The sequence below is a fragment of the Streptomyces sp. NRRL S-646 genome, assembly GCF_000720765.1.
Classification (GTDB): domain Bacteria; phylum Actinomycetota; class Actinomycetes; order Streptomycetales; family Streptomycetaceae; genus Streptomyces.
Genome location: NZ_JODC01000009.1, coordinates 177834 through 198914, shown reverse-complemented (window position 1 = coordinate 198914; position 21081 = coordinate 177834). Strand labels below are relative to the sequence as shown.

The window sequence follows — 21081 nt, the reverse complement described above, 5'->3', positions numbered from 1 at the left end:
TTTTGCCTGTCATGGCCTATATAAAGAATGGCCCCGGACCCACAGGCACCGCTTATGGTGCCCTGACGGCTCATGGGAAAAGCTGACGGCATACAAAAGAACATGCACAGCTGCATCGCGCCGGACCGTCGACCAACGTGGACGAGCGTGACCGAGTGCGACCGAGAACAACAGCCGTGGACCGAGGAGAGAAGCTGTGAGCACCGAGAACGAGGGCACCGCGGTACCCCCGGCCCCGTCCGCACCCCCCGTGCCGGTGGACGCTCCCACTCCCTCGGCACCCGCCGCCCCCGAGGGGAGCGACCGGACGGCCCCGCTTCCGCCGGTACCTCCGAGCGCCCCCGGCGCGCAGGAGCACACTCAGGAGCAGCAGCCGACGCACGCGGGCTCCGCCCCGGACGCCTCCTGGCCGCCCCCGGCCATGCCCTCCTACTCCGACTCGGGTGCCGGCGGCGCAGGCTCCGGCTGGGGCTCCTCGTACCAGCAGCAGCCCGCACCGAAGTCCGGCCGCGGCGGTCTCGTGGCCGCGATCCTGGTGGCCGCGCTGGTCGCCGGCGGCCTGGGCGGCGGCCTCGGCTACACGCTGGCCAAGAACAACGACGACAACACCGGCTCCACGACGGTCTCCGCCTCCACCAGCGGCGGTGACGTCAAGCGCGACGCGGGTACGGTCGCGGGCGTGGCCGCCCGGGCGCTGCCGAGCACGGTCACCATCGAAGCCGAGTCCACCAGCGGCGAGGGCGGCACCGGCACCGGTTTCGTCTTCGACACCCAGGGCCACATCGTCACCAACAACCACGTCGTCGCGGACGCGGTCGACGGCGGCAAGCTCACGGCGACCTTCCCGAACGGCAAGAAGTACGACGCCGAGGTCGTCGGCCACGCGCAGGGCTACGACGTGGCGGTCATCAAACTCAAGAACGCCCCGTCGGACCTCAAGCCCCTGACCCTGGGCGACTCCGACAAGGTGGCCGTGGGCGACTCGACGATCGCCATCGGCGCCCCCTTCGGCCTCTCCAACACGGTCACGACGGGCATCATCAGCGCGAAGAACCGCCCGGTGGCCTCCAGCGACGGCACCAGCAGCAACGCGTCGTACATGAGCGCCCTGCAGACGGACGCCTCGATAAACCCGGGCAACTCCGGCGGCCCGCTGCTCGATGCGTCGGGCAACGTCATAGGCATCAACTCCGCGATCCAGTCCACCGGCAGCGGCGGCCTCGGCGGCACCAGCCAGTCCGGCTCGATCGGCCTGGGCTTCGCCATCCCGATCAACCAGGCCAAGTACGTCGCCCAGCAGCTGATCAAGACCGGCAAGCCGGTCTACGCGAAGATCGGGGCGTCCGTCTCCCTGGAGGACTCCTCGAGCGGCGCGAAGATCACCGAGCAGGGAGCCAGCGGCTCCGCGGCGGTCGAGTCCGGCGGTCCGGCCGACAAGGCCGGCCTCAAGCCCGGCGACGTGATCACCAAGCTCGACGACCACGTCATCGACTCCGGCCCCACCCTGATCGGCGAGATCTGGACGCACAAGCCCGGCGACCAGGTCACGATCACCTACGAACGCGACGGCAAGTCCCACACGGTCCAGCTCACCCTCGGCGCGCGGCAGGGCGACAGCTGACCTCGCGGTTCGGCCCCGCTGCGGACCACGGCCCGCACCAGACACGCGGGGCCGGTACGCTGTACCCGCTCCGCCCCAGGTGGGCGGCAGCGGGGTGGGTTGCCCGAGCGGCCTAAGGGAACGGTCTTGAAAACCGTCGTGGCGCAAGTCACCGTGGGTTCAAATCCCACACCCACCGCTGGCCGTCGAGCCGTGGTGCCGGAACGATTCCGGCACCACGGCTCTCTGCGTGGGGCACCTCGACATCAACGGCGAACAGGGCGTCACAGGGGTGATCGCCTCGCGGATCGACAGGATCCGGACCGGATGCCGGGCTGCTGGAGCTCCTGGTCCCGCGCCAAGCCCTCCCAGTCCAGCCCCCGCAACGCCCCCTCCGCATCGCACTCGCACGGCACCCGGGCGGTCGGCTGGAACCAGATGACCGTCAGGGCCGAGTGGTAGACGACCGGGTCGTGGGACGGGTCCAGTGCCGTGGAGCGGAAAGAGCCGACGCAGGCGACGGACGGCAGGACCTCGACGGGGCCGAAGGCGCCCGCGTACTGGTCGGGGTATTCGCGCGGGGGCGGGACGAGGTGGACCGGGGTGGCGGAGGACGTGCGAGTGGCGGTGCCGAGCAGGTCCTTGATCACCATGTCGTTGACCGGCTTGCAGGGGTAGCCCGGGCAGTCCTCCGGCATTCCTCCGTACGTCGACGACAGCCGCAGCTCGGCCAGGTCGACGCAGCGGCCGGAGGAGAGGACCACGCGGGCCAGCGACATGGTCCGCGCTCTGGGGCGGTCGTGCATGGACGTCCTCTGCTCATGTGCGCTGTGTCTCGTCCGGCCTCACGGCCGGTGTCCCGTCATCCGCGCGGCCGACGCGATCGTCGCCCGTGCCTCGCGTTCCGACAGTCCGGTGTTGAGGGCCGCGTCCAGTAAGGGCGCGACCAGGGCCGGCCCGATGCCGTTCTCGTATGCGCGGCAGGCGGCCCAGAACAGGCGGGTGTTGCGCTGTCCCTCGTGCGCGGCGAGGACGAACTGGACCAGGCCCTGGCCGTGGTCACCGGCCGACGGGTGCGTCGAGGGATGGACCGGGCGCGGCGGCGGGAGCAGGAGACGCAGGAGGGCCGGTGGGCAGGCGGCGGGCGCGAGGTGGGCTGTCCCGGGCGCCGCCGTATAGACGCCGTGGTCGGTGCGGGAGCCGGGGCCGACGAGGTAGCCGCCGGCGCCGCGGATGTCGATGCCGGGGGCGAGGCGGCCGGCGGAGTTGGGGACGGCGGCGTCGGGCGGGCCGCTCAGCCAGAGGTGGCGGCCGCCGCTGGGCGTGAGGACGACGACCGTTTCGGGGATCGTGAACAGGTGGCGCAGGGCGAGTTCGCGCAGGGCTGCGGAGGAGTCCGTACCGGATTTCGTGTCGAGGTCGACGCCGATGAGGTGGTGGGGCGGAAGGCCGCAGGCGATGCCGTAGCCGGTCGCCCAGGGGGCCGCGGCGAACAGTTCGCGGATGCGTGCGGGGTCGGTCGAGGCGTCGTACACCCCGTGCCCGAGGCGGCCGCACTCGCCGTGGCAGGGCTGGGGGTCGGGGTCGTCGCGGTGGGGGGAGCGCAGGGCCGGGAGTTTCGTCCGGGACAGGGGGATGACGGCCAGTCCGCGCTCGGCGGCTGACAGGGCGTGTGCGAGGGCCAGCGTCGTGGCCTGCCGGTCGGTGGTGGCCATGCCTCTATGTTCGTACACGCGTTCGAAAAAAGGAAGGGGGAGCGGCTGCGACGCGCCGGGGTGCGGAGGTTGGCCGGAAAAGTGCCGGACCGCTGCACCCCTTGTGGCACTTGGGGTGGAAGTGCCCGGACTACCCCGGCCTGGGGGTTGGAAGTCGCGATAGGGGTTTATCGACTTGTCGTAGCACTTGAGGAGGAATCGCGCGTTCCGGGGTGGTTCGCCGGGGATTCGGTGGGCAACTCTGATCTTGCGACGTCGTGCACAGCACCAGGGTGGTCGGCCAACTGCCTTGGTATCAGCCGTACTTCACGTTGGTGTTCTGGAGGAACAAACATGGCAAGCATCCGTACCGCCCGCGTCATCGCCGCCGTCTCCGCCCTTCCGCTGGCAGCCGCACTGTTCGCCGGCGTCGCGACGGCGGACAACGGCGCCATCGCGGACAACGGATCGAACGCGGGTGTCGCAAGCGCCGTCGGCAGTGGTGTCGGGTTCGACAACAACGGCAACTCCTCGACCACACAGCAGAACGCGGTCGGCTCCGGCGCCTCGAACCAGAGCAACACCGCCCAGGTCAAGGGCTCCGCGTTCACGGCCGTCAACCAGGGGAACAAGAACGTGGCCATCAACTTCACCGAACTGTGGTGAGCCGACTGCCCTGATCCGAGAGGTCAGGGTGTGTTCTGGGGTGCAAGGGCGTCTGCGCGGCGGTGCTTCGGTGCCGCCGCGCAGGCGTTTTCGCGTCCGGGTTGCCGACCTTGACAGTGGACTTTATCTGACGGACAGTCAGAAACTCTGGCGGTGAACGCGGGAACCCGCTCGGCGGCTGCGGTGTACCAGAAGTGTCAGTGCGACGGGCGATGCAGGGGACGACGAGGGGGCGGCGATGGGCGAGGACGAGCTGGGGGCACGGCTGAAGACCTACGAGGGGCGGCGCGCCGCCGTTTCCGGCAGAGGCAGGGATCCCGTCAACACGCCCATGATCCGGCACTGGTGCGAGGCCATGGGAGACACCAATCCGGCCTATGCGGGCCCCGACGCCATAGCTCCACCCACCATGCTCCAGGCATGGACCATGGGTGGCCTCTCCGGCCACGAGGGACGCACGGGGGACTACGACGAACTGCTCACCCTGCTCGACGAGGCGGGCTGCACCTCCGTCGTCGCCACCGACTGCGAGCAGGAGTACGTGCGTCCACTGCGCCCCGGGGACGAGATCACCTTCGACACAGTGATCGAGTCGGTGTCGGAGCGGAAGACGACGAAGCTGGGCACGGGGTACTTCGTCACGACGCGGACGGACGTCCGGGCGGGCCGCGCTCTCGTGGGCACACACCGCTTCCGCATCCTCAAGTACGCCCCCGCACGCCGGAGGAAGCCCGAGCAGCCCGCCCGGCGCCCGCGGCCGGTCGTCAACCGCGACAACGCCGGCTTCTGGGAAGGAGTCGAGCACCACCGACTGCTCATCCAGCGCTGCACCGACTGCGCCACCCTCCGCTTCCCCTGGCTTCCGGGCTGCAACAAGTGCGGCGGCCCGGACTGGGACACGGTCGAGGCGAGCGGCGAGGGCACGGTGTACTCGTATGTCGTCATGCACCACCCGCCCTTCCCGGCCTTCTCCCCTCCCTACGCGGTCGCCCTCATTGAACTCGCCGAGGGCGTGCGGATGATCAGCGACGTGGTCGGAGTGCCGTACGACAAGGTGCGCATCGGCATGCCCGTGCGGCTCGAATTCCAGGTGTACGACGAGGAGTTGGTGCTGCCGGTGTTCCGCCCCCGGGAGGAGGAGGCCGTATGAGGGCCGGTGAGAAGCTGCCGCCGCTGGAGATCCCGATCACCCGCACCCTGATCGTGGCCGGCGCCATCGCCTCCCGCGACTACCAGGACGTGCACCACGACGCCGAGTTGGCCCGGCAGAAGGGCTCCCCCGACATCTTCATGAACATCCTCACGACGAACGGCCTGGTCGGCCGCTACATCACCGACCACTTCGGCCCGACGGCAGAGCTGCGCAAAGTCGCCATACGGCTGGGTGCGCCCAACTACCCGGGAGACACGATGGTGTTGACGGGCACGGTGGAGAAAGTCGTCGAGCAAGTCGACGGCGATACGGCGACGGTCCGGGTCGTGGGGGCGAACGGCATCGGCAGCCATGTCACGGCCACGGTGACGGTCACCGTCCCCGCGGAAGGCCCCGGAGGTGCCGGATGAGTGTCCGCACCCGGGACGGCCTCGGCGGGCGGGCCGCGATCGCCGGCATCGGGGCCACGGAGTTCTCCAAGGACTCGGGGCGCAGCGAACTGCGGCTGGCCGTGGAGGCGGTGCGGGCCGCGCTGGACGACGCCGGTCTGACACCGGGGGACGTGGACGGGCTGGTCACGTTCACGATGGACACCAGCCCGGAGATCACCGTGGCCCAGGCCTGCGGGATCGGCGAACTGTCCTTCTTCTCCCGCGTCCACTACGGCGGCGGCGCGGCCTGCGCGACCGTCCAGCAGGCGGCGCTCGCGGTGGCGACGGGCATCGCCGAGGTCGTGGTCTGCTACCGCGCGTTCAACGAGAGGTCGGGCCGCCGCTTCGGCTCCGGGGTGCAGCACCGCGAGCCGTCGGCGGAGGGCGCGGCACTCGGCTGGTCACTGCCGTTCGGGCTGCTGACCCCGGCGTCCTGGGTGGCGATGGCCGCGCAGCGGTACCTGCACACATACGGGCTGACCCCGGAGGCGTTCGGGCAGGTGGCGGTGGTCGACCGCAAGTACGCGGCGACGAACCCGGCGGCGTACTTCCACGGCCGCCCGATCACTCTCGCCGATCACGCGGCCTCACGCTGGATCGTCGAACCGCTCAGACTCCTGGACTGCTGCCAGGAGACCGACGGTGGCCAGGCGATCGTCGTCACCTCGGTGGAGCGGGCCCGCGATCTGCGCCATCCGCCCGCCGTCATAGCGGCGGCGGCCCAGGGTGCGGGCCGTGCGCAGGAGCAGATGACGAGCTTCTACCGCGACGACCTGACCGGCCTGCCGGAGATGGGCGTGGTCGCCCGGCAGGTGTGGCGCACCTCCGGTCTGACGCCGGCCGACATGGACGTGGCGATCCTGTACGACCACTTCACGCCTTTCGTGGTGATGCAGCTGGAGGAGTTCGGGTTCTGCGGGAAGGGGGAGGCGGCGGACTTCGTGGCCGCGGAGTCGTTGCCGATCAATACGCACGGAGGGCAGCTCGGGGAGGCCTACCTCCATGGGATGAACGGGATAGCTGAGGGAGTGCGGCAGCTGCGCGGGACCGCCGTGAACCGAATTCCGGGCGCGGGACGGGTCCTGGTCACCGCAGGAACCGGCGTGCCCACATCCGGCCTGGTCCTGACCGCGGACGGCTGAGCGGCCGTGTCCCGGGGCCCGGGTGGACGGGCGGCCCTCAGGGGTCATCCCGCAGTACCCCAGGGCTGCTCGTCCACCTACAGGAGGTGCAGCTACCTCCACCCCTACAACCTGAGGCGGACTCGGCTTCGGGACCTGCGGCCGATGAGCGGGAGGTGCCCCCGCTCATAGCGTGGATCCATGACCACACCCGTCTGCACCAGCGCTTCGACTGCTGCCGAACCGGCGGCGCTGACCCTCCCGTATCCGTCGTTCGCGTCGTACGTGAGGGCCCGGCAGCCGGTGCTGCTGCGTACCGCCCGGTCGCTGACCGCGAACCCGAGCGACGCGGAGGACCTGCTGCAGACCGCGCTCACCAAGACGTATGTCGCCTGGGAGCGGATCGAGGACCACCGTGCGCTCGACGGCTATGTGCGCCGGGCGCTGCTGAACACGCGCACGTCGCAGTGGCGCAAGCGCAGGGTCGACGAGTTCGTGTGCGAGGAGCTGCCCGAGCCGGACCCCGTGCCCGGCGGGAACGACCCGGCCGAGCAGCAGGCACTGCACGACGCGATGTGGCGGGCGATCAAGAAGCTGCCCGCCCGGCAGCGGGCGATGGTCGTCCTCAGGTACTACGAGGACCTCAGCGAGGTGCAGACGGCCGAGGTGCTCGGCGTGTCCGTGGGGACGGTGAAGTCGGCCGTGTCACGTGCACTGGGCAAGTTGCGTGAGGATCCTGAGCTGGGGCTTGTGCGGTAATGCGGCTACCTGGTGCCCGTGGAGGGCCGACCTGGTGGCTATTGGGGGCCGACGTGACGGGATCGTTCATCGACACCTAGTGACATACCGAGCGGTATGTGAGCAGAATCAGCGCAGATCTTACCGCCGCGTAGGCAATGTCGCCCCGGGAGGACACCGTGCTGAGCACGATGCAGGACGTACCGCTGACCGTTACCCGCATCCTGGCCCACGGGACGCTGGTGCACGGGCGGTCACAGATCATCACATGGACCGGCGAGGGCGAGCCGCAGCGGCGCAGCTTCGCCGAGGCCGGCGTCCGGGCGGTACAGCTGGCGAACGCCCTGCGGGACGAGCTGGGCGTCCGGGGGGACGACCGGGTCGCGACCCTGATGTGGAACAACGCCGAACACGTCGAGGCCTACTTCGCGATCCCCTCCATGGGCGCGGTGCTGCACACGCTCAACCTCCGCCTCCCGGCCGAACAGCTGGTGTGGATCGTCAACCACGCTGCCGACAAGGTCGTCATCGTCAACGGCTCGCTGCTCCCGCTGCTCGCCCCGCTGCTGCCGAAGCTGCCCACGATCGAGCACATCGTCGTCTCCGGCCCCGGCGACCGCTCCCTCCTCGAGGGCGCCCGCCCCCAGGTGCACGAGTACGAGGACCTGATCGCGGACAGGCCGACCACCTACGACTGGCCGGAGCTGGACGAACGCCAGGCCGCCGCCATGTGCTACACCTCCGGCACCACGGGCGACCCCAAGGGCGTGGTGTACAGCCACCGTTCGATCTATCTGCACTCCATGCAGGTCAACATGACCCAGTCGATGGGCCTGACCGACCAGGACACCTCGCTCGTCGTGGTCCCCCAGTTCCACGTCAACGCCTGGGGCCTGCCGCACGCCACCTTCATGACCGGCGTCAACCTGCTGATGCCGGACCGCTTCCTGCAGCCGGCGCCGCTCGCCGAGATGATCGAGTCCGAGCGCCCGACCCATGCGGCTGCCGTCCCCACCATCTGGCAGGGCCTGCTCGCCGAGCTGACCGCCAAGCCGCGCGACGTCTCCTCCCTCACCCAGGTCACCATCGGCGGCTCGGCCTGTCCGCCCTCCCTCATGGAGGCCTTCGACAAGCTGGGCATGCGGGTCTGTCACGCCTGGGGCATGACGGAGACCTCCCCGCTCGGCACGGTCGCCCGCCCGCCGGCCCATGCGGTCGGCACCGAGGAGGAGTTCGCGTACCGCCTGACCCAGGGCCGTTTCCCGGCCGGCGTCGAGGCCCGCCTCAGCGGCCCCGGCGGTGAGCGCCTCCCCTGGGACGGCGAGTCCGCCGGCGAGCTGGAGGTCCGCGGCAACTGGATCGCGGGCGCCTACTACAACGGCCCCGACGCCGAACCCCTGCGTCCGGCCGACAAGTTCAGCGAGGACGGCTGGCTCAAGACGGGGGACGTCGGGACGATCTCCCCCGAAGGCTTCCTCACCCTCACCGACCGCGCCAAGGACGTCATCAAGTCCGGCGGCGAATGGATCTCCTCCGTCGACCTCGAGAACGCCCTGATGTCCCACCCGGACGTCGCCGAGGCAGCCGTGGTCGCCGTCCCCGACGAGAAGTGGGGCGAACGGCCGCTGGCCACGGTCGTGTTGAAGGAGGGCGCCACAGCCGACTTCGAGACCCTGCGCGCGTTCCTCGCCGACGAGGGCCACATCGCCAGATGGCAGCTCCCGGAGCGCTGGACGATCATCGAGGCGGTGCCGAAGACGAGCGTGGGCAAGTTCGACAAGAAGGTGCTGCGCAGGCAGTACGCGGAGGGAGAGCTGGACGTCACCAAGCTCTGAGAGACGGCCCCGAGGCCGCAGACACCGCCGTACAGCGGCCTCGACGCCCCGCCGTACGCCGCCGCCGCGTTCGCCGTTCATCGCCGTAGCGGGGGCCGGGGCTGCCCGTACGGGCCCGAAACCGCCGTACCGCCTCGGCCCGGAGCGCCGCCTCGGCCAGCCGTACGATCTCGGCCCCGCCGCACGCGGCGGTGTTCGCCGTCGTGCGGCGGCTCTAGTCGTCGTACGGGGGCCGAGGCTGTCGCCCGGTCTCCGCACGGCCGCCGGGTCTCCGCACGGCCGCCCGGTCCCCGCACCGCCGCCCGGTCCGGCGTCACCGGATGATCTCGACCCGCCGCACAACCCCGACGGGCGCGCCGCACGGTCGTCTTCACGCCGCACGGCGGCCTTCAGCGCCGTACGGCGGTAGCCCCCCAACCCAGCACCAGCCACAGCCCCGCCACCGCGCACACTCCGCCCCAGCCCCAGTGGCCGAAGGCCAGGCCGGCCAGGGCCGAGGCGGCGGCGCCGCCGGCGAAGCCTGCGACGACGTAGGCGCTGTTGGCGGTGGCCGGGGTCGAGGTCGTGGTGAGGGCGAGGGTCTGGTTGGCGACGTGGGAGGCGACGAGGGCCGCGTGGACGGCGATCGCGGCCACGAAGAGGGCGGCCATCATGTGGCCGCCCAGCCAGAAGAGCGGTACGGACACGGCGGCGAGCAGATACGCGGACCGTACGACCTTGGCGGCGCCGAAGCGGTCGACCATTCCGCCGGCCAGGGGCGCCACCGCGCTCGCCGTCAGCCCGAAGAGGCCGAACAGACCGGCGGTCGCGGTGGACAGGCCGTAGGACCCGCCGGTCAGCAGCAGGGCGAGCGAGGTCCACAGGGCGCTCCAGGCGCCGTACATCCCCGCCTGGCGTACGCACGCGCGCCACAGGTCCGGCGAGTGGCGCACGACGGACGGCATGGCGGCGAGGCCCGCGAAGATCGAACCCTGGCGGCGGGGCCTCTCCGCGGGGAGGACGAGCGCGGTCGTGAGACCCAGTACGGCGGTCAGTGCAGCCGCGCCGACGAAGGCCGTGCGCCAGCCGAAGGCCTGGCCGACCAGGCCGCCGAGCACGCGAGCGGCCACGATGCCGGCGAACAGGCCGGAGATGACGGCAGCGACATGACGGGCGCGGCGGTCGGCGGGGGCGCGGGCGGCGACCAGGGGGACGAGGAGCTGGGGGACCACCGTGGCCGCGGACGCGACCAGCACGGCGGCCGCGAGCGCGGTCGTCCCGGCGGCCGTGGCGCCCACGACCAGGGCGGCGGCGGTGACCAGGGACAGGACGGCGACCAGCCGGCGCCGGTTCACGCTGTCGCCGAGCGGGGCGAAGAAGAGCAGGCCGGCCGCGTAGCCGAACTGCGCGACCGAGGCGATCCAGGCGACCGCCGAGGGGGTCGAGCCGAAATCGTGGGCGATGAGGGGGAGCAGGGGCGCCGCGAGGTAGATGTTGGCGGCCGTGACGGCGGTGCACAGGGCGATGAGGGGCAGGAGCAGGCGGGATGCGCCTGCCGGCGCCGGGGCGGCGGTCCGGACCGGCTGGGCTTCGGTGGTGGACGGCATGAGCGGACGGACTCCTTCGACTTCCTTCGGGTTCCCTCGAGCCAGCTCTAACAACTAACTGGTTGGTTGGAATGGGAACACCGTGCACCACACGCGGATTCCCTGTCAACTAAATAGTTGGTTACCGGAGCCGGAGCGGTACCCTGCCCCCATGGCAGTCAGAGACCCCGAGGCCACCAGGGCCCGGATCTTCGAGGCGGCGGTCGCCGAGTTCGCCGCCCACGGCATCGCGGGCGCCCGCATCGACCGCATCGCCGCCGCGGCCAAGGCCAACAAGCAGCTGATCTACGCCTACTTCGGCAACAAGGCGGAGCTGTTCACCAAGGTCCTGGAGAAGGTCATGCTCGACCTGGCCGCGGCCGTCCCCGTCGACCCGGACGACATCGAGGGCTGGATCGACCGCCTGATGGACTACCACGAGACCCACCCCGAAGTACTGCGCCTGCTGTTCTGGGAGGGCCTGGAGTACGGCACCACCGACCTGCCGGACGAGGCCGAGCGCCAGGAGCACTACCGCCGCAAGGTGGCGACTCTGCAGGACGGCCAGGCCCGCGGCGTCATCACCGACGCCATTCCGCCCCGCGACCTGCTCCTCCTGCTGACCGCGCTGGCCAACTGGGCCGTCGTCGTCCCGCAGATGCGCCGCATCCTCGCGGGCACCGACGACACCGACCGCGACCGCCTGCGCACCTCGATCAAGGAGGCGGCACGCAGGCTCGTCGCGAAGTAACCCTTCCCGAGGGCTAGTTGGTCCCGATCCGCGACAGCAGATCGACGATCCTGCTCTGCACCTCGCCGCTGGTGGACCGCTCGGCGAGGAACAGGACGGTCTCGCCGGAGGCCAGCCGCGGCAGGTCGGCCTGGTCGACGGCGGCGGTGTAGACGACGAGCGGGGTGCGGTTGAGCTGCCCGTTCGCCCGCAGCCAGTCGATGATCCCGGCCTGGCGCCGGTGCACCTGCATCAGGTCCATCACCACCAGGTTGGGCCTGAGCTGCCCCGCCAGCGTCACCGCGTCCGCATCGCTCGCGGCCCGCGCCACCTGCATCCCGCGCCGCTCCAGCGTCGCGGTCAGCGCCAGCGCGATCTCCGCATGCTCCTCGATCAGCAGCACCCGCGGCGGATGCTGCTCACTGTCCCGCGGCGCGAGCGCCTTCAGGAGTACGGCGGGGTCGGCGCCGTACGCCGCCTCGCGGGTCGCCTGCCCGAGCCCCGCGGTCACCATGATCGGCACCTCGGACGCCACCGCCGCCTGCCGCAGCGACTGCAGCGCGGTCCGCGTGATCGGCCCGGTCAGCGGGTCCACGAACAGCGCGGCGGGGAAGGCGGCGATCTGCGCGTCGACCTCCTCGCGCGACTGCACGATCACCGGCCGGTAGCCGCGGTCGCTCAGCGCCTGCTGCGTCGTCACGTCCGGCGCGGGCCACACCAGCAGCCGCCGCGGGTTGTCCAACGGCTCCGGCGGCAGCTCGTCGTCCATCGGCACCGGGCGCGGGGTGTCCGCGATCTCCACGGCCCCGCCGGGACCGTCCAGCGGCTCCGGTCCCTCGGCCGCGTTCTCGTCCGGCGCCCCTATGGCGTAGGACCGCCCGCTGCCCTCGGTCATCTGCGCCAGCCGCGACTGCCCGGCCATCGATGGCTGGGGCTGCGCCGGTACGGGCGTCTGTTCGGCCGCCGGGTGCGGACGGGCCGCCTGCTCCGGGGCCGCGGCGGTGGGCTCGGTCCGCGTACCCAGCTTGCGACGGCGGCCGGAACCGCTCGGGTTGTGCGGCGCAGGCGTGGATGACGGCTGCTGCACCTGCGCGGCCTGCCGCGTGAACGGCACCCCCTGGCCCAGGGTCCGGACGCTGATCGCCTGGCTCTGCGTGGAGTTCGGGTCGACGGGGGCGGCCGGTGCGGCGGGCGCGGCGGCTGCTTCGGCGGGGAGGGGCTGGGCGGGACGTGCCGGTGCCGCGGGAGCTTCCGGGGGGAGCGGGGTGCCGGGGGCGGGGGTGGACTGACCGGGGGCCGCCTCCACGGGCGCGGCGGGAAGCGGCTGAGCGGCGGCGGCCGGCGCGACCTGGCCCGTGCCGTTCTGCGCGGCGGCTGCCTGCGCGGGAACGGGCGCGGCCTGCTGCACCGGCACTCCCTGCCCTGCGGTCTGCCCGCCGGCCTCCTGCGCCCCCGGCTGCGCCACGGCACGACGACGGCGGCCCGTCGGCGCGCTCGTGGGATGCGGCTGCGGCGGAGTGTGGTCGCCGGACTGGTCGTGCGGAACGGCGTCGTGCCGGCCGTCGTCGACCAGAGCGTCACCGGAAGCATCCTGGCCACCCTGCCCGGGGACCTGCGGCTGCCCCGGAACCTGTTGCCCGGGGACCTGCGGCTGCCCTGGAACCTGTTGCCCGGGGACCTGCGGTTGAACAGGAACCTGCGGCTGAACAGGGACTTGCGGCTGAACAGGAACCTGAACCGGCGCCTGCCCCGGAACCTGGGGCTGCCCCTGCACCGGTACGGATGCCTGCACAGGCACCGGCGCCTGCCCCTGCACACCCGCGGCCGGGGACCGGTCCGCCTCCGCCGGCGGCAGGGCGAACACCGAACGCGGGGCCGCCTCCTGCGCGGCGGCGCGCTCGTTCGCGGCGGCCAGGGCACGGCGACGCCGCCCGGTCGGCTCGGCGCTCTCGGCGTTCTGCGCGGCTACGGCCTGCTCGGCCCGGACCGCCTGTTCGGCCGAGGTGGGGCCCGCGGGCAGCGCCGCAGGCAGGGCAGGCTGCGCGCCGCCGTCCCGTCGCGCACGCCGGCCGCCGGGCGCGGGCCCGCCCTGCGGCGGAACGGTCCCGCCCAGTCCCGTACCGACGGCCGCGGTTCCGGCGCCGTGCTCGCCGGCCATGACGACGGCACCCTCGGCGACACCGGCACCGGCACCCTCGGCCGACCGGCCGCGCCGCCGCCCGGTACCGCCGGAAAGCTCCAGGGCACCCGCGGCCGAGGCCGCGGCGGCCGCCGACTCCTCGACCGCACGCCTGCGCCGCCGCCCGGTGGGCACACCGCCCTCCGCGTCACCGGCCTCCGTGGGGTCACCGGGCTCCCCCGGCGCCTCGCTCTCCAGGAACGCGTCGACGGAGGACCGCCGCCCGCGGCGCCGCCCGCCACCGGAGGTCTGGTCGGAGCCGACGCCCTCGTCGGACCCGTCAGCCGAGGCCTCGACCGGGATGTCGGCCGCAACGGCCCCGGCCCCGCCCCCGATGGGCACCTCCAGCACATACGCGCTGCCGCTCATCCCCGGCACATCGTGCGTCTGCAGCACACCGCCATGAGCCCGCACGATCCCGCGCACGATCGGCTCGTGCACCGGGTCTCCCCCGGCATACGGCCCGCGCACCTCGATCCGTACGACCTCACCGCGCTGCGCGGCCGCCACGACGACCGTGTTGTCCATGTAACCGCCCGCCGACACGGGCGCGTTGCCGGTCGCGTCGACACCGGCGACATCCGCGACGAGATGGGCGAGCGCGCTCGCCAGGCGCTGCGGGTCGACCTCGGCCTCGATGGGCGGCGCGTGCACGGCGAACTGCACCCGCCCGGGCCCGATCAGCTCGACGGCCCCGTCGACACCGGCGGCGACGACGGCGTCGAGCATGACCTTCGTACGAGTGATCTGCTCGCTCCCGGCGTCGAGCAGCTGATAGCCGAGGACGTTGTCGATGAGGGTGGTGATCCGCGAGTAACCGGCGGACAGGTGGTGCAGGACCTGGTTGGCCTCGGGCCACAGCTGCCCGGCGTCGTCGGCGGCGAGGGCGGCGAGCTCGCGCCGCAGCTCGTCCAGCGGTCCGCGCAGCGACCGCCCCAGCAGCGTCAGCAGCTGCTCGTGCCGCCCGGCAAGGGCCTCGTACCGGTCCTTCTCCCGCTCACCGAGCGCGGCGTACCGCTCCTCGCCCGCAGCGAGCTCCTCGTCGTGCTGCTCCTGCAGCTCCTCGACCTCGGTGACGTGCTTCTGACGCAGAGCGGTGAGCTCGGAGGCATGCTCCTCCTCGATCCGTTCCAATTCCTCCGCATGCCGCTTCTCGATCGCGGCCTTCTCCTCGGCGAGCGCGTCGTACGACCGCCGGTCGGCGAAGGTCATCACGGCACCGACGAGCTGGTCCCCGTCGCGCACCGGAGCGGTGGTCAGATCGACGGAGACCTTGTCCCCGCCCTTGGAGAACAGCACCTGCCCGCGCACCCGGTGCTTGCGCCCGGAGCGCAGGGTGTCGGCGAGCGGTGACTCCTCGTACGGGAACGGGGACCCGTCGGCACGCGAATGCAGCACGAGCCCGTGCAGCTCCTTGCCTCCCAGATCACTGGCCCGATAACCCAGTATCTGAGCGGCGGCCGGATTGACGAGCACGATCCGCCCGTCCGTGTCCGTCCCCACCACACCCTCGGACGCGGCCCGCAGGATCATCTCGGTCTGCCGCTGCGAACGCGCCAGCTCGGCCTCGGTGTCCACGGTCCCGGTCAGGTCGCGTACGACGAGCATCAGCAGCTCGTCGCTGCTGTAGCCGTAACCGTCGTAGGCCTGCTGCCCGTTCTCGAGGTTGGCGCTGGTGACCTCGACGGGGAACTCGGCCCCGTCGGTCCGCCGCGCGATCATCCGGGTCGGCTTGGTCCGCCCGGCGGGGTCCATGTGATCGGGCCGCCGCATGGAGCCGGGAATCAGCTTGGAGTCGAACTGCGGCAGCAGATCGAGGAGCCCCCGACCCACGAGTGCGGTCCCGGGCGCTTCAAAGGCCTCGAGCGCGATCGTGTTCGCGTTGACGACGGTCCCATTGGCGTTGACCAGCACCAACGCATCGGGAAGCGCGTCGAGTATGGCTGCGAGGCGAGCAGCGCCTCGGGATGGCCTGCTGCTCACGAGACGCTTCCTCCCTGTTACCGCACCTTGCCGACCGCTCGGGCCATCTTGCCAACCGGCCCGCGACGTGTCACGCGAGGGAGTCTAAGGGCAGTGGTTGCGCTCGCGACGCCGGATGAGAGGGAGGTCGCACGACGAGTTGAAGTAGAACGTGTGCCCGCATCCTCTGGCCTGCGCAGGGCTTCGCGAGACCTTCGCCAGACCCTTACCGAGTCCTGGGTTTCCCCCGGGAAAACCCTGTGCGAGTCCCTACGGTTGCCCTTGGGGCCGCAGATCGGGCAGCAACGGCACAAGCCGGTCCCAGCGGCCGATCTGACACCCGTCGCTGCGGTCGTACGAAGCGTCGACGGGCCGCCCGGCCCACCTCCCGGTGACATGCGCGGTGGCGGGCCCGCCGTACTGCATGGTGCAGACGCTGTCCTCGGGCACGGGCGCGAAGGTGTCCCTGCCCCACCGGGCGACACGATCGAGCGCCCCGCACGCGCCGCTGACATCGGGATGGTTGCCGCCGCCGGGATGGCAGTAGAGGTCGAACGTCCCGTCCGTACCGTCGCCCGCGTGCCGGACGGTGACAGTGAGGTGGTCGCCCGGCTGGTCCTCGTCCCGCACCGGCGGGGGTGCGAGAACGGGCCGGCCGACATCGGCGTGGGCGACGGCGGGCACGACGGAGGCGGCGGCGGTGGCGGCGACGACGAGAATCCGAGCGAACATGCCCTGACTAACGCCCCACCGTCCCGCTCGGCACGCACAGGTCGGCACGGACCGAAAGGACTTTGCTCTGCGGCCTGCCTGCCTAGTACCGTGGGAGTCGATTGGTGGCAGCACGCTCGACTGTGTCATCATCTGCACGCACCACTCGCGCTCGCGCGGGCGGCTGTGCTGGAGGCGTCGCCTAGTCCGGTCTATGGCGCCGCACTGCTAATGCGGTTTGGGCCTTAAAGCCCATCGAGGGTTCAAATCCCTCCGCCTCCGCGCATGATCACCGAAACCCCGGTCCACGCGACCGGGGTTTCGTCGTTCGCAGGAGTGCCCGTAGAGGTGTTTCCGCAGGTCACAAGGGGTACGGCAAACGGATTTCACATGGCGGCGGCAGTCATGTAATGTTCTTCCTGTCGCCGCGAGCGGGCCGAAAGGACCAGGACCGGCGGGAAAACAAAACAAGCACTCGTAGCTTAACGGATAGAGCATCTGACTACGGATCAGAAGGTTGCAGGTTCGAATCCTGCCGAGTGCACACAGGTCAAAGCCCCCTCGGGATCATCCCGGAGGGGGCTTTTTCGTGCCGTACAGCAGCGAAGTACAGCAACGGTTGATGTCGGTCGCTGATGTCAGCCGGGCTCGGTGCCGCCCATCGCGGCGGACAGTTTGCCGAGCGCGGCCCGCACCTGTTCCTCGCTTGCCTCTGCGTAGACCTCCATCGTCATGGCGATCTGTGAGTGGCGGAGGATGCGTTGAGCAACCTTCGGGTGGACCTTCAGGGCGACCAGGAGCGAGCTGCAGGTGTGCCGGGTGTTCCGGAGCGGGATGGCCCGGAGGCCGGCGCGGCGAGCGCGCAGGGCGAACATGCGGGTGAGGTTCCCCGGTTCGATCGGCGTCCCGTACTTCGTGGTGAAGACCAGGCCGCGGGTGTCCTGCCAGAGCTCCCCGGCCGCTTTCTGATCACCGGTCTGCTGAGCACGGCGCATGCGGAGCGCCTTGAGGCAGAACTCAGGGAGGGGTAGGTAGTCGTCGGACTCCTCCGTCTTGGTCTCCCGGTGGAGGATCTGACGGCCTGCACGCTGGATCTGGTGATCCACGTACAGCTCACCGCTCTCAAAGTCGATGGACTTCCAGGTGAGCCCGAGGACTTCGCCACGGCGGAGACCGAGGCAGAGGACCAGGACCCATGCTGCGAACTGCGGATCTTCCCGAGCCAGGGAATCGGCGAGGAAGCGGCCCGCCTCGACGACCGACCACGGCTTGATCCTGCGGCGGCGAGGCTTCGGGACCTTGACCAAGGAGGCCACGTTCTTGCTGATCTCCTCCTCGGTCACGGCGTGGGTGAGTGCGGCTCGCAGGGCGTCGCGTGCTGCCTGGATCACGCGTCGGGACGGGTGTGCCTCACAGCACTCCCCGATGGCACAGCAGCGCTGCCGGTCTCTGGGCCGCTTGGCGTCCTTGCCCTGAGCGCAGCACTGGCAGATGCCGGCCAACTTGGTCAGCCACTCACGGACATCCCGGACGGTCAGCTTGTCGAGCCGCTTCGTGCCGAGGTGTGGGGCGATGTAGAGCCGCACCGAGCCCTCGTACGAGACGTACGACAGCGGGGCGAGGTTGGGCTTCACGATCGAGTCGAGCCAGTAGGAGAGGAACGCCGCCACCGTGCGGTGACGGGTCTGTACGGGGCCCTTGGTGGCTTCGTTGTGAAGCTTGATCCACTTCTCGTGGGTCTCGTCACGGGTCTTGCCATAGACGTACTTCCGCTTGCGGTCGCCTTCCGGGGTCGTGACCCAGACGTAGGCGGCGAAGCCGTTCTTGTACGGGTAGATGGACCCTTCGCCGTTGGCACGCTTGCCGCTCATGCAGCCCACCCTTCGGCGTCCGCCGCGCAGCGGTTCACGTACTCGTCGACCCACGCCGGGAGGATGCGCCTGTTGCGGCCGACCTTGACGGAACGGATCTCCCCCGCGAGTACGAGTGCCTTGGTTTTGGAGAGGCCGAAGCCGAGCATGTCGGCGACCTCAGCTGTCGTGTGCCACTTGCGCTGGATCGTCACCGTGGTCACTTGATCGGTTCTCCTTCCGTTCCGGGGGCGGGTTCGAGTGATGCGGCTAGCCAGGCTTCGGCGGAGGACAGGCCGGTTCCGGCGAAGACCCAGTGCGCGAGGACGTACGTCGTGTCGGTGTCGCGTTCGGGTTGTGCGGCGGCCGCTTGGGCTCGGCGCCATTCGGCTCGGGCGTTGCGGAGGGCGCCGAGGGTGGTGGAGTAGCGGCGGGACTTGGTGGAGAAGTGGCCGCGGAAGCCGAGCATGTGAGCCCAGGCGCGCAGGCGGAGGTGTTCGAGGCTCTTGCGTGCGCCCAGGTCCCAGGTGGTTCGGATCAGGCGGCGGGCGTGGTCGCTGATGTCGAGTTGAGCGAGTTCGGCGGCGAACTTCAGGGGGCGATCGAGAGCTCCCGTGGCGGTTTCGGCGCCCTTGGTGGCGTACTTGGCGATGTAGGCGGCGACGGCGCGTTCGGTGAGTTCCTGGCCGTCGTTGAAGTCGGCGGATTTGATGGTGCGGACGTCGAGTTGGCGGCCGAAGGTGAGGGTGTGGGTGCGGTCGTCGATGGTGGGGCCGTCTACACGGACCTTGCGTGCAGCGGCTCGGATGGCGTCGGTGAGCAGTTCGGCGGTGGCCCAGGGCGGTGGCGCGGTGTCTCCGCCGTTGGGGCCGTCGATGCGGATGACGGCGTGGAAGTGCACGGCGCCGCGTTTCTGATATTCGGCGACCTTGGCGAAGGAGACGCGCGCGTGGTCGCGGAACCGGCGCTGGGAAAGGCCCGCGCGCTTGGCGGTCTCCCGGCGCAGGTAGGTCGAGAAGCGCCGCCAGAGGGCGCCCGCGTGGGCGTTCCAGAGCACGGCCGCTTCGTAGTCGTAGGTGTCCGGGTTGAGCGGGGTGCCAAGGGCGTCGTCGTCCTGGTCGTGGTGGACGCCGCAGCGGCAAGGACGGCCGCTTGAGGGGCGGTTGTGGACCGGACCGAAGCTCGGGGCGGTGAAGGTCGCGAAGACACGCGGGTGGGCGGCAACCTGGTCCGGGATGCCCTTGCCACCACGCATGCCCGAGGTGATCAGGTGGAACGTGTCGCGCCGGTACACCTCCGCGCAGGCCGGGCAACGGGTGGTGCGGCGGTTGTTGCAGCGGACGAGGAGTTGGCCGGCGGGGAGGTCAGTCGAGGCGAGGTGGTGGAGGACGGCGCCGATCTCGCCGGTTGCGGTGTCGACGTCGTATTCGGTGCGGTGGCCGTCGAGGCGGATCGGGTGGGTGCAGCCGCCGAGGGTGGAGAGCTGGCGGAGGATACCCGGGAGCGTGCCCTGTGCGGCCAGGTTCGCGACTTCCGGGAGTGGGGCCGGAGTGGTGCGGGTGAAGATGGCTGTTCTCCTTCTGGCTGGCTCGGTCGGGAGGAACAGGCCCCGGGGCGGCGAAATGCTTGGTCGTGTGCCGCCGCCCCGGCGGCCAGGGGGCAGGTTCAGCGCCGGTTGTGGTCGCGGAGCATCGAGCGCAGGACGACAGCGGCCACGGCGACGGATATGGCCGTGACAGCGACGGCGGCCAGGAGCGCGGTGAGGACGACTCCGCCGACGAGCACGATCGCGACGGTGTTCTTGTCGATCGAGACCGACGGGAGTGAGCGCTGTACGGTCGCCGGGTCGGTCGGGGCGTGAGTGTGCGCGGGCGGCGGGGTCGGGTTGTCGGGGTACTTGGGGAGAGCCAGAAGCCGAAGAGGGCGATCAGGACGACGACCCAGGTGCGGACGCCGAGGAACTTGACCGCTCCCCAGGCGAAGAAGCCGAGGACGAAGACAAGCGGCAGGCTGACGGTCACGGAGGCAGGTCCCTTTCAGCGGACGGGGCAGCGATGGGTGCGTGCGGCCAGTTCGGCGGCGGCGCGGCTGTCGTAGTCGGCGGAGAAGCCGCAGCGCGGGGCGGTGCAGGCGGCGGTGTGCTTCTCGCGGCCCCGGTTGTCGTACGCAGTGCCGACCTGGACGGGGCCGATGCGGGTGACGTTGCGGAAGCGGCGGTTGGCGGTCACGTCGGGGTGTCCTTTCAGAGCTGGGCGGCGATGGCTTCTGCCATGGGGGCCGGGACGCCGAGGCGGGCGCGGAGGGTTGGGGTGTCGATCGGGGTACCGGTGCGGGTGTGGTGTTCGGCGGCGACCTTGCGGGCATGGTCGACCAGGGCGGCCGGGACCGGGACTGCGGGGCGCTGGGGGGCTGCGGGGATAGCGGATTGGGCAGGTGGCTCAGGGGTGGGTTCGGGGGCGTGCTGCTGGTCCTTGATGGCCTCGACGTCGGGCGCGGTGTCGCTGTCGGGTTCGGTTGTTGGGGCGGAGTGGGCGAGGAGGGTGCCACCGAGGAAGGCGACGGCGGGCCAGCCCGCGACGAGGATGCGCAGCCACGCCGGCACGTCGGTCATGCCGAGCAGTCGGGCGGTGGCAACGTTGGCAGCGACGAGCAGCAGGTCGACGCTGATCGGATAGGCCCACGCCTTCCAGCCGTCCTGTCCGGCCGCCGCAGCAATGTCGTGCAGGTGAGCGAAGGACAGCGCGGCGGCAATGAGCGCCTGGACGAGTACCGCGTCGACGCGGGCCAGCAGGGCGCGCACGAGGCGCCTCCTTCCGGGATTCGGGCATGGCAGGGGTAGGGACTCG

Annotated in this window: 19 protein-coding genes and 3 tRNA genes; 11 read left to right on the top strand and 11 right to left on the bottom strand. The window is 71.0% G+C overall.

Annotation, left to right across the window (positions count from 1 at the left end):
- Window positions 1-196 precede the first annotated feature (196 nt).
- Window positions 197-1621, top strand: a complete 1425-nt coding sequence (locus tag IH68_RS0124285) for a S1C family serine protease (protein WP_030938710.1) — start codon at window positions 197-199, stop codon at window positions 1619-1621.
- Between the two features lie 93 nt (window positions 1622-1714).
- Window positions 1715-1799, top strand: a tRNA-Ser gene (locus tag IH68_RS0124280).
- 85 nt (window positions 1800-1884) lie between these two features.
- Here IH68_RS0124280 and IH68_RS0124275 read toward each other — a convergent pair.
- Together IH68_RS0124275 and IH68_RS0124270 are read right to left on the bottom strand one after the other, a co-directional pair.
- Window positions 1885-2406, bottom strand: a complete 522-nt coding sequence (locus tag IH68_RS0124275) for a hypothetical protein (protein ID WP_078912584.1) — start codon at window positions 2404-2406, stop codon at window positions 1885-1887.
- A gap of 39 nt (window positions 2407-2445) precedes the next feature.
- Window positions 2446-3315 (bottom strand): bifunctional DNA primase/polymerase, encoded by an 870-nt coding sequence (locus IH68_RS0124270; protein ID WP_030938707.1) that lies wholly within the window; start codon window positions 3313-3315, stop codon window positions 2446-2448.
- A gap of 333 nt (window positions 3316-3648) precedes the next feature.
- On the opposite strand from IH68_RS0124270, the gene IH68_RS0124265 reads away from it, so the two are divergent.
- From IH68_RS0124265 to IH68_RS0124240, 6 genes are all read left to right on the top strand, one after another.
- Window positions 3649-3960 carry a hypothetical protein gene (locus tag IH68_RS0124265; RefSeq protein ID WP_030938705.1) on the top strand — a complete coding sequence of 104 codons (312 nt, stop codon included), beginning with the start codon at window positions 3649-3651 and terminating at the stop codon, window positions 3958-3960.
- Window positions 3961-4198: 238 nt separating this feature from the next.
- On the top strand, window positions 4199-5110 hold the full coding sequence (locus tag IH68_RS0124260; RefSeq protein ID WP_030938703.1) for a bifunctional MaoC family dehydratase N-terminal/OB-fold nucleic acid binding domain-containing protein: 912 nt from the start codon (window positions 4199-4201) through the stop codon (window positions 5108-5110).
- Window positions 5107-5523 carry a MaoC family dehydratase gene (locus IH68_RS0124255; RefSeq protein ID WP_030938701.1) on the top strand — a complete coding sequence of 139 codons (417 nt, stop codon included), beginning with the start codon at window positions 5107-5109 and terminating at the stop codon, window positions 5521-5523. Before IH68_RS0124260 ends, IH68_RS0124255 begins: the two co-directional genes overlap by 4 nt.
- Window positions 5520-6686, top strand: a complete 1167-nt coding sequence (locus tag IH68_RS0124250) for a lipid-transfer protein (protein WP_030938700.1) — start codon at window positions 5520-5522, stop codon at window positions 6684-6686. The genes IH68_RS0124255 and IH68_RS0124250 overlap by 4 nt, the downstream gene beginning before the upstream one ends.
- Before the next feature lie 180 nt (window positions 6687-6866).
- Entirely contained in the window at window positions 6867-7424 is a 558-nt protein-coding gene (locus IH68_RS0124245) for a SigE family RNA polymerase sigma factor (RefSeq protein WP_030938698.1), read from the top strand.
- Between the two features lie 158 nt (window positions 7425-7582).
- On the top strand, window positions 7583-9238 hold the full coding sequence (locus tag IH68_RS0124240) for a long-chain fatty acid--CoA ligase (protein WP_037885152.1): 1656 nt from the start codon (window positions 7583-7585) through the stop codon (window positions 9236-9238).
- A gap of 389 nt (window positions 9239-9627) precedes the next feature.
- Here the strand turns inward: IH68_RS0124240 and IH68_RS0124235 are convergent, their stop codons facing one another.
- The gene (locus IH68_RS0124235; RefSeq protein ID WP_030938685.1) at window positions 9628-10824 is read right to left on the bottom strand and encodes an MFS transporter; all 1197 of its coding nucleotides are present in this window, start codon (window positions 10822-10824) and stop codon (window positions 9628-9630) included.
- A gap of 151 nt (window positions 10825-10975) precedes the next feature.
- On the opposite strand from IH68_RS0124235, the gene IH68_RS0124230 reads away from it, so the two are divergent.
- Complete coding sequence (locus IH68_RS0124230) at window positions 10976-11554, top strand: TetR/AcrR family transcriptional regulator (RefSeq protein ID WP_030938682.1); 579 nt, start codon at window positions 10976-10978, stop codon at window positions 11552-11554.
- A gap of 13 nt (window positions 11555-11567) precedes the next feature.
- Here IH68_RS0124230 and IH68_RS0124225 read toward each other — a convergent pair whose 3' ends face one another.
- The gene (locus IH68_RS0124225) at window positions 11568-15695 is read right to left on the bottom strand and encodes a PAS domain-containing protein (RefSeq protein WP_030938680.1); all 4128 of its coding nucleotides are present in this window, start codon (window positions 15693-15695) and stop codon (window positions 11568-11570) included.
- Between the two features lie 249 nt (window positions 15696-15944).
- The gene (locus tag IH68_RS0124220) at window positions 15945-16406 is read right to left on the bottom strand and encodes an SSI family serine proteinase inhibitor (RefSeq protein ID WP_030938678.1); all 462 of its coding nucleotides are present in this window, start codon (window positions 16404-16406) and stop codon (window positions 15945-15947) included.
- Between the two features lie 170 nt (window positions 16407-16576).
- On the opposite strand from IH68_RS0124220, the gene IH68_RS0124215 reads away from it, so the two are divergent.
- Both IH68_RS0124215 and IH68_RS0124210 read left to right on the top strand, forming a co-directional pair.
- Window positions 16577-16667, top strand: a tRNA-Ser gene (locus tag IH68_RS0124215).
- 189 nt (window positions 16668-16856) lie between these two features.
- A tRNA-Arg gene (locus IH68_RS0124210) sits at window positions 16857-16929 on the top strand.
- Between the two features lie 94 nt (window positions 16930-17023).
- Here IH68_RS0124210 and IH68_RS0124205 read toward each other — a convergent pair.
- The 6 genes from IH68_RS0124205 to IH68_RS0124180 form a co-directional block, all read right to left on the bottom strand.
- Window positions 17024-18256, bottom strand: a complete 1233-nt coding sequence (locus IH68_RS0124205; protein WP_030938676.1) for a site-specific integrase — start codon at window positions 18254-18256, stop codon at window positions 17024-17026.
- Window positions 18253-18459: an excisionase family DNA-binding protein gene (locus tag IH68_RS0124200; protein WP_030938673.1), complete on the bottom strand. Its 207-nt coding sequence runs from the start codon at window positions 18457-18459 to the stop codon at window positions 18253-18255. The genes IH68_RS0124205 and IH68_RS0124200 overlap by 4 nt, the downstream gene beginning before the upstream one ends.
- Entirely contained in the window at window positions 18456-19757 is a 1302-nt protein-coding gene (locus IH68_RS0124195; RefSeq protein WP_030938669.1) for a replication initiator, read from the bottom strand. The genes IH68_RS0124200 and IH68_RS0124195 overlap by 4 nt, the downstream gene beginning before the upstream one ends.
- A 143-nt stretch (window positions 19758-19900) precedes the next feature.
- Entirely contained in the window at window positions 19901-20146 is a 246-nt protein-coding gene (locus IH68_RS53445; protein ID WP_078912604.1) for a SpdD protein, read from the bottom strand.
- Window positions 20147-20271: 125 nt separating this feature from the next.
- Window positions 20272-20463, bottom strand: a complete 192-nt coding sequence (locus tag IH68_RS0124185) for a mobile element transfer protein (protein ID WP_030938665.1) — start codon at window positions 20461-20463, stop codon at window positions 20272-20274.
- Window positions 20464-20477: 14 nt separating this feature from the next.
- A complete protein-coding gene (locus IH68_RS0124180; protein ID WP_030938663.1) occupies window positions 20478-21035 on the bottom strand; it encodes a DUF2637 domain-containing protein in 558 nt (185 codons plus the stop codon).
- Between the last annotated feature and the right edge of the window lie 46 nt (window positions 21036-21081).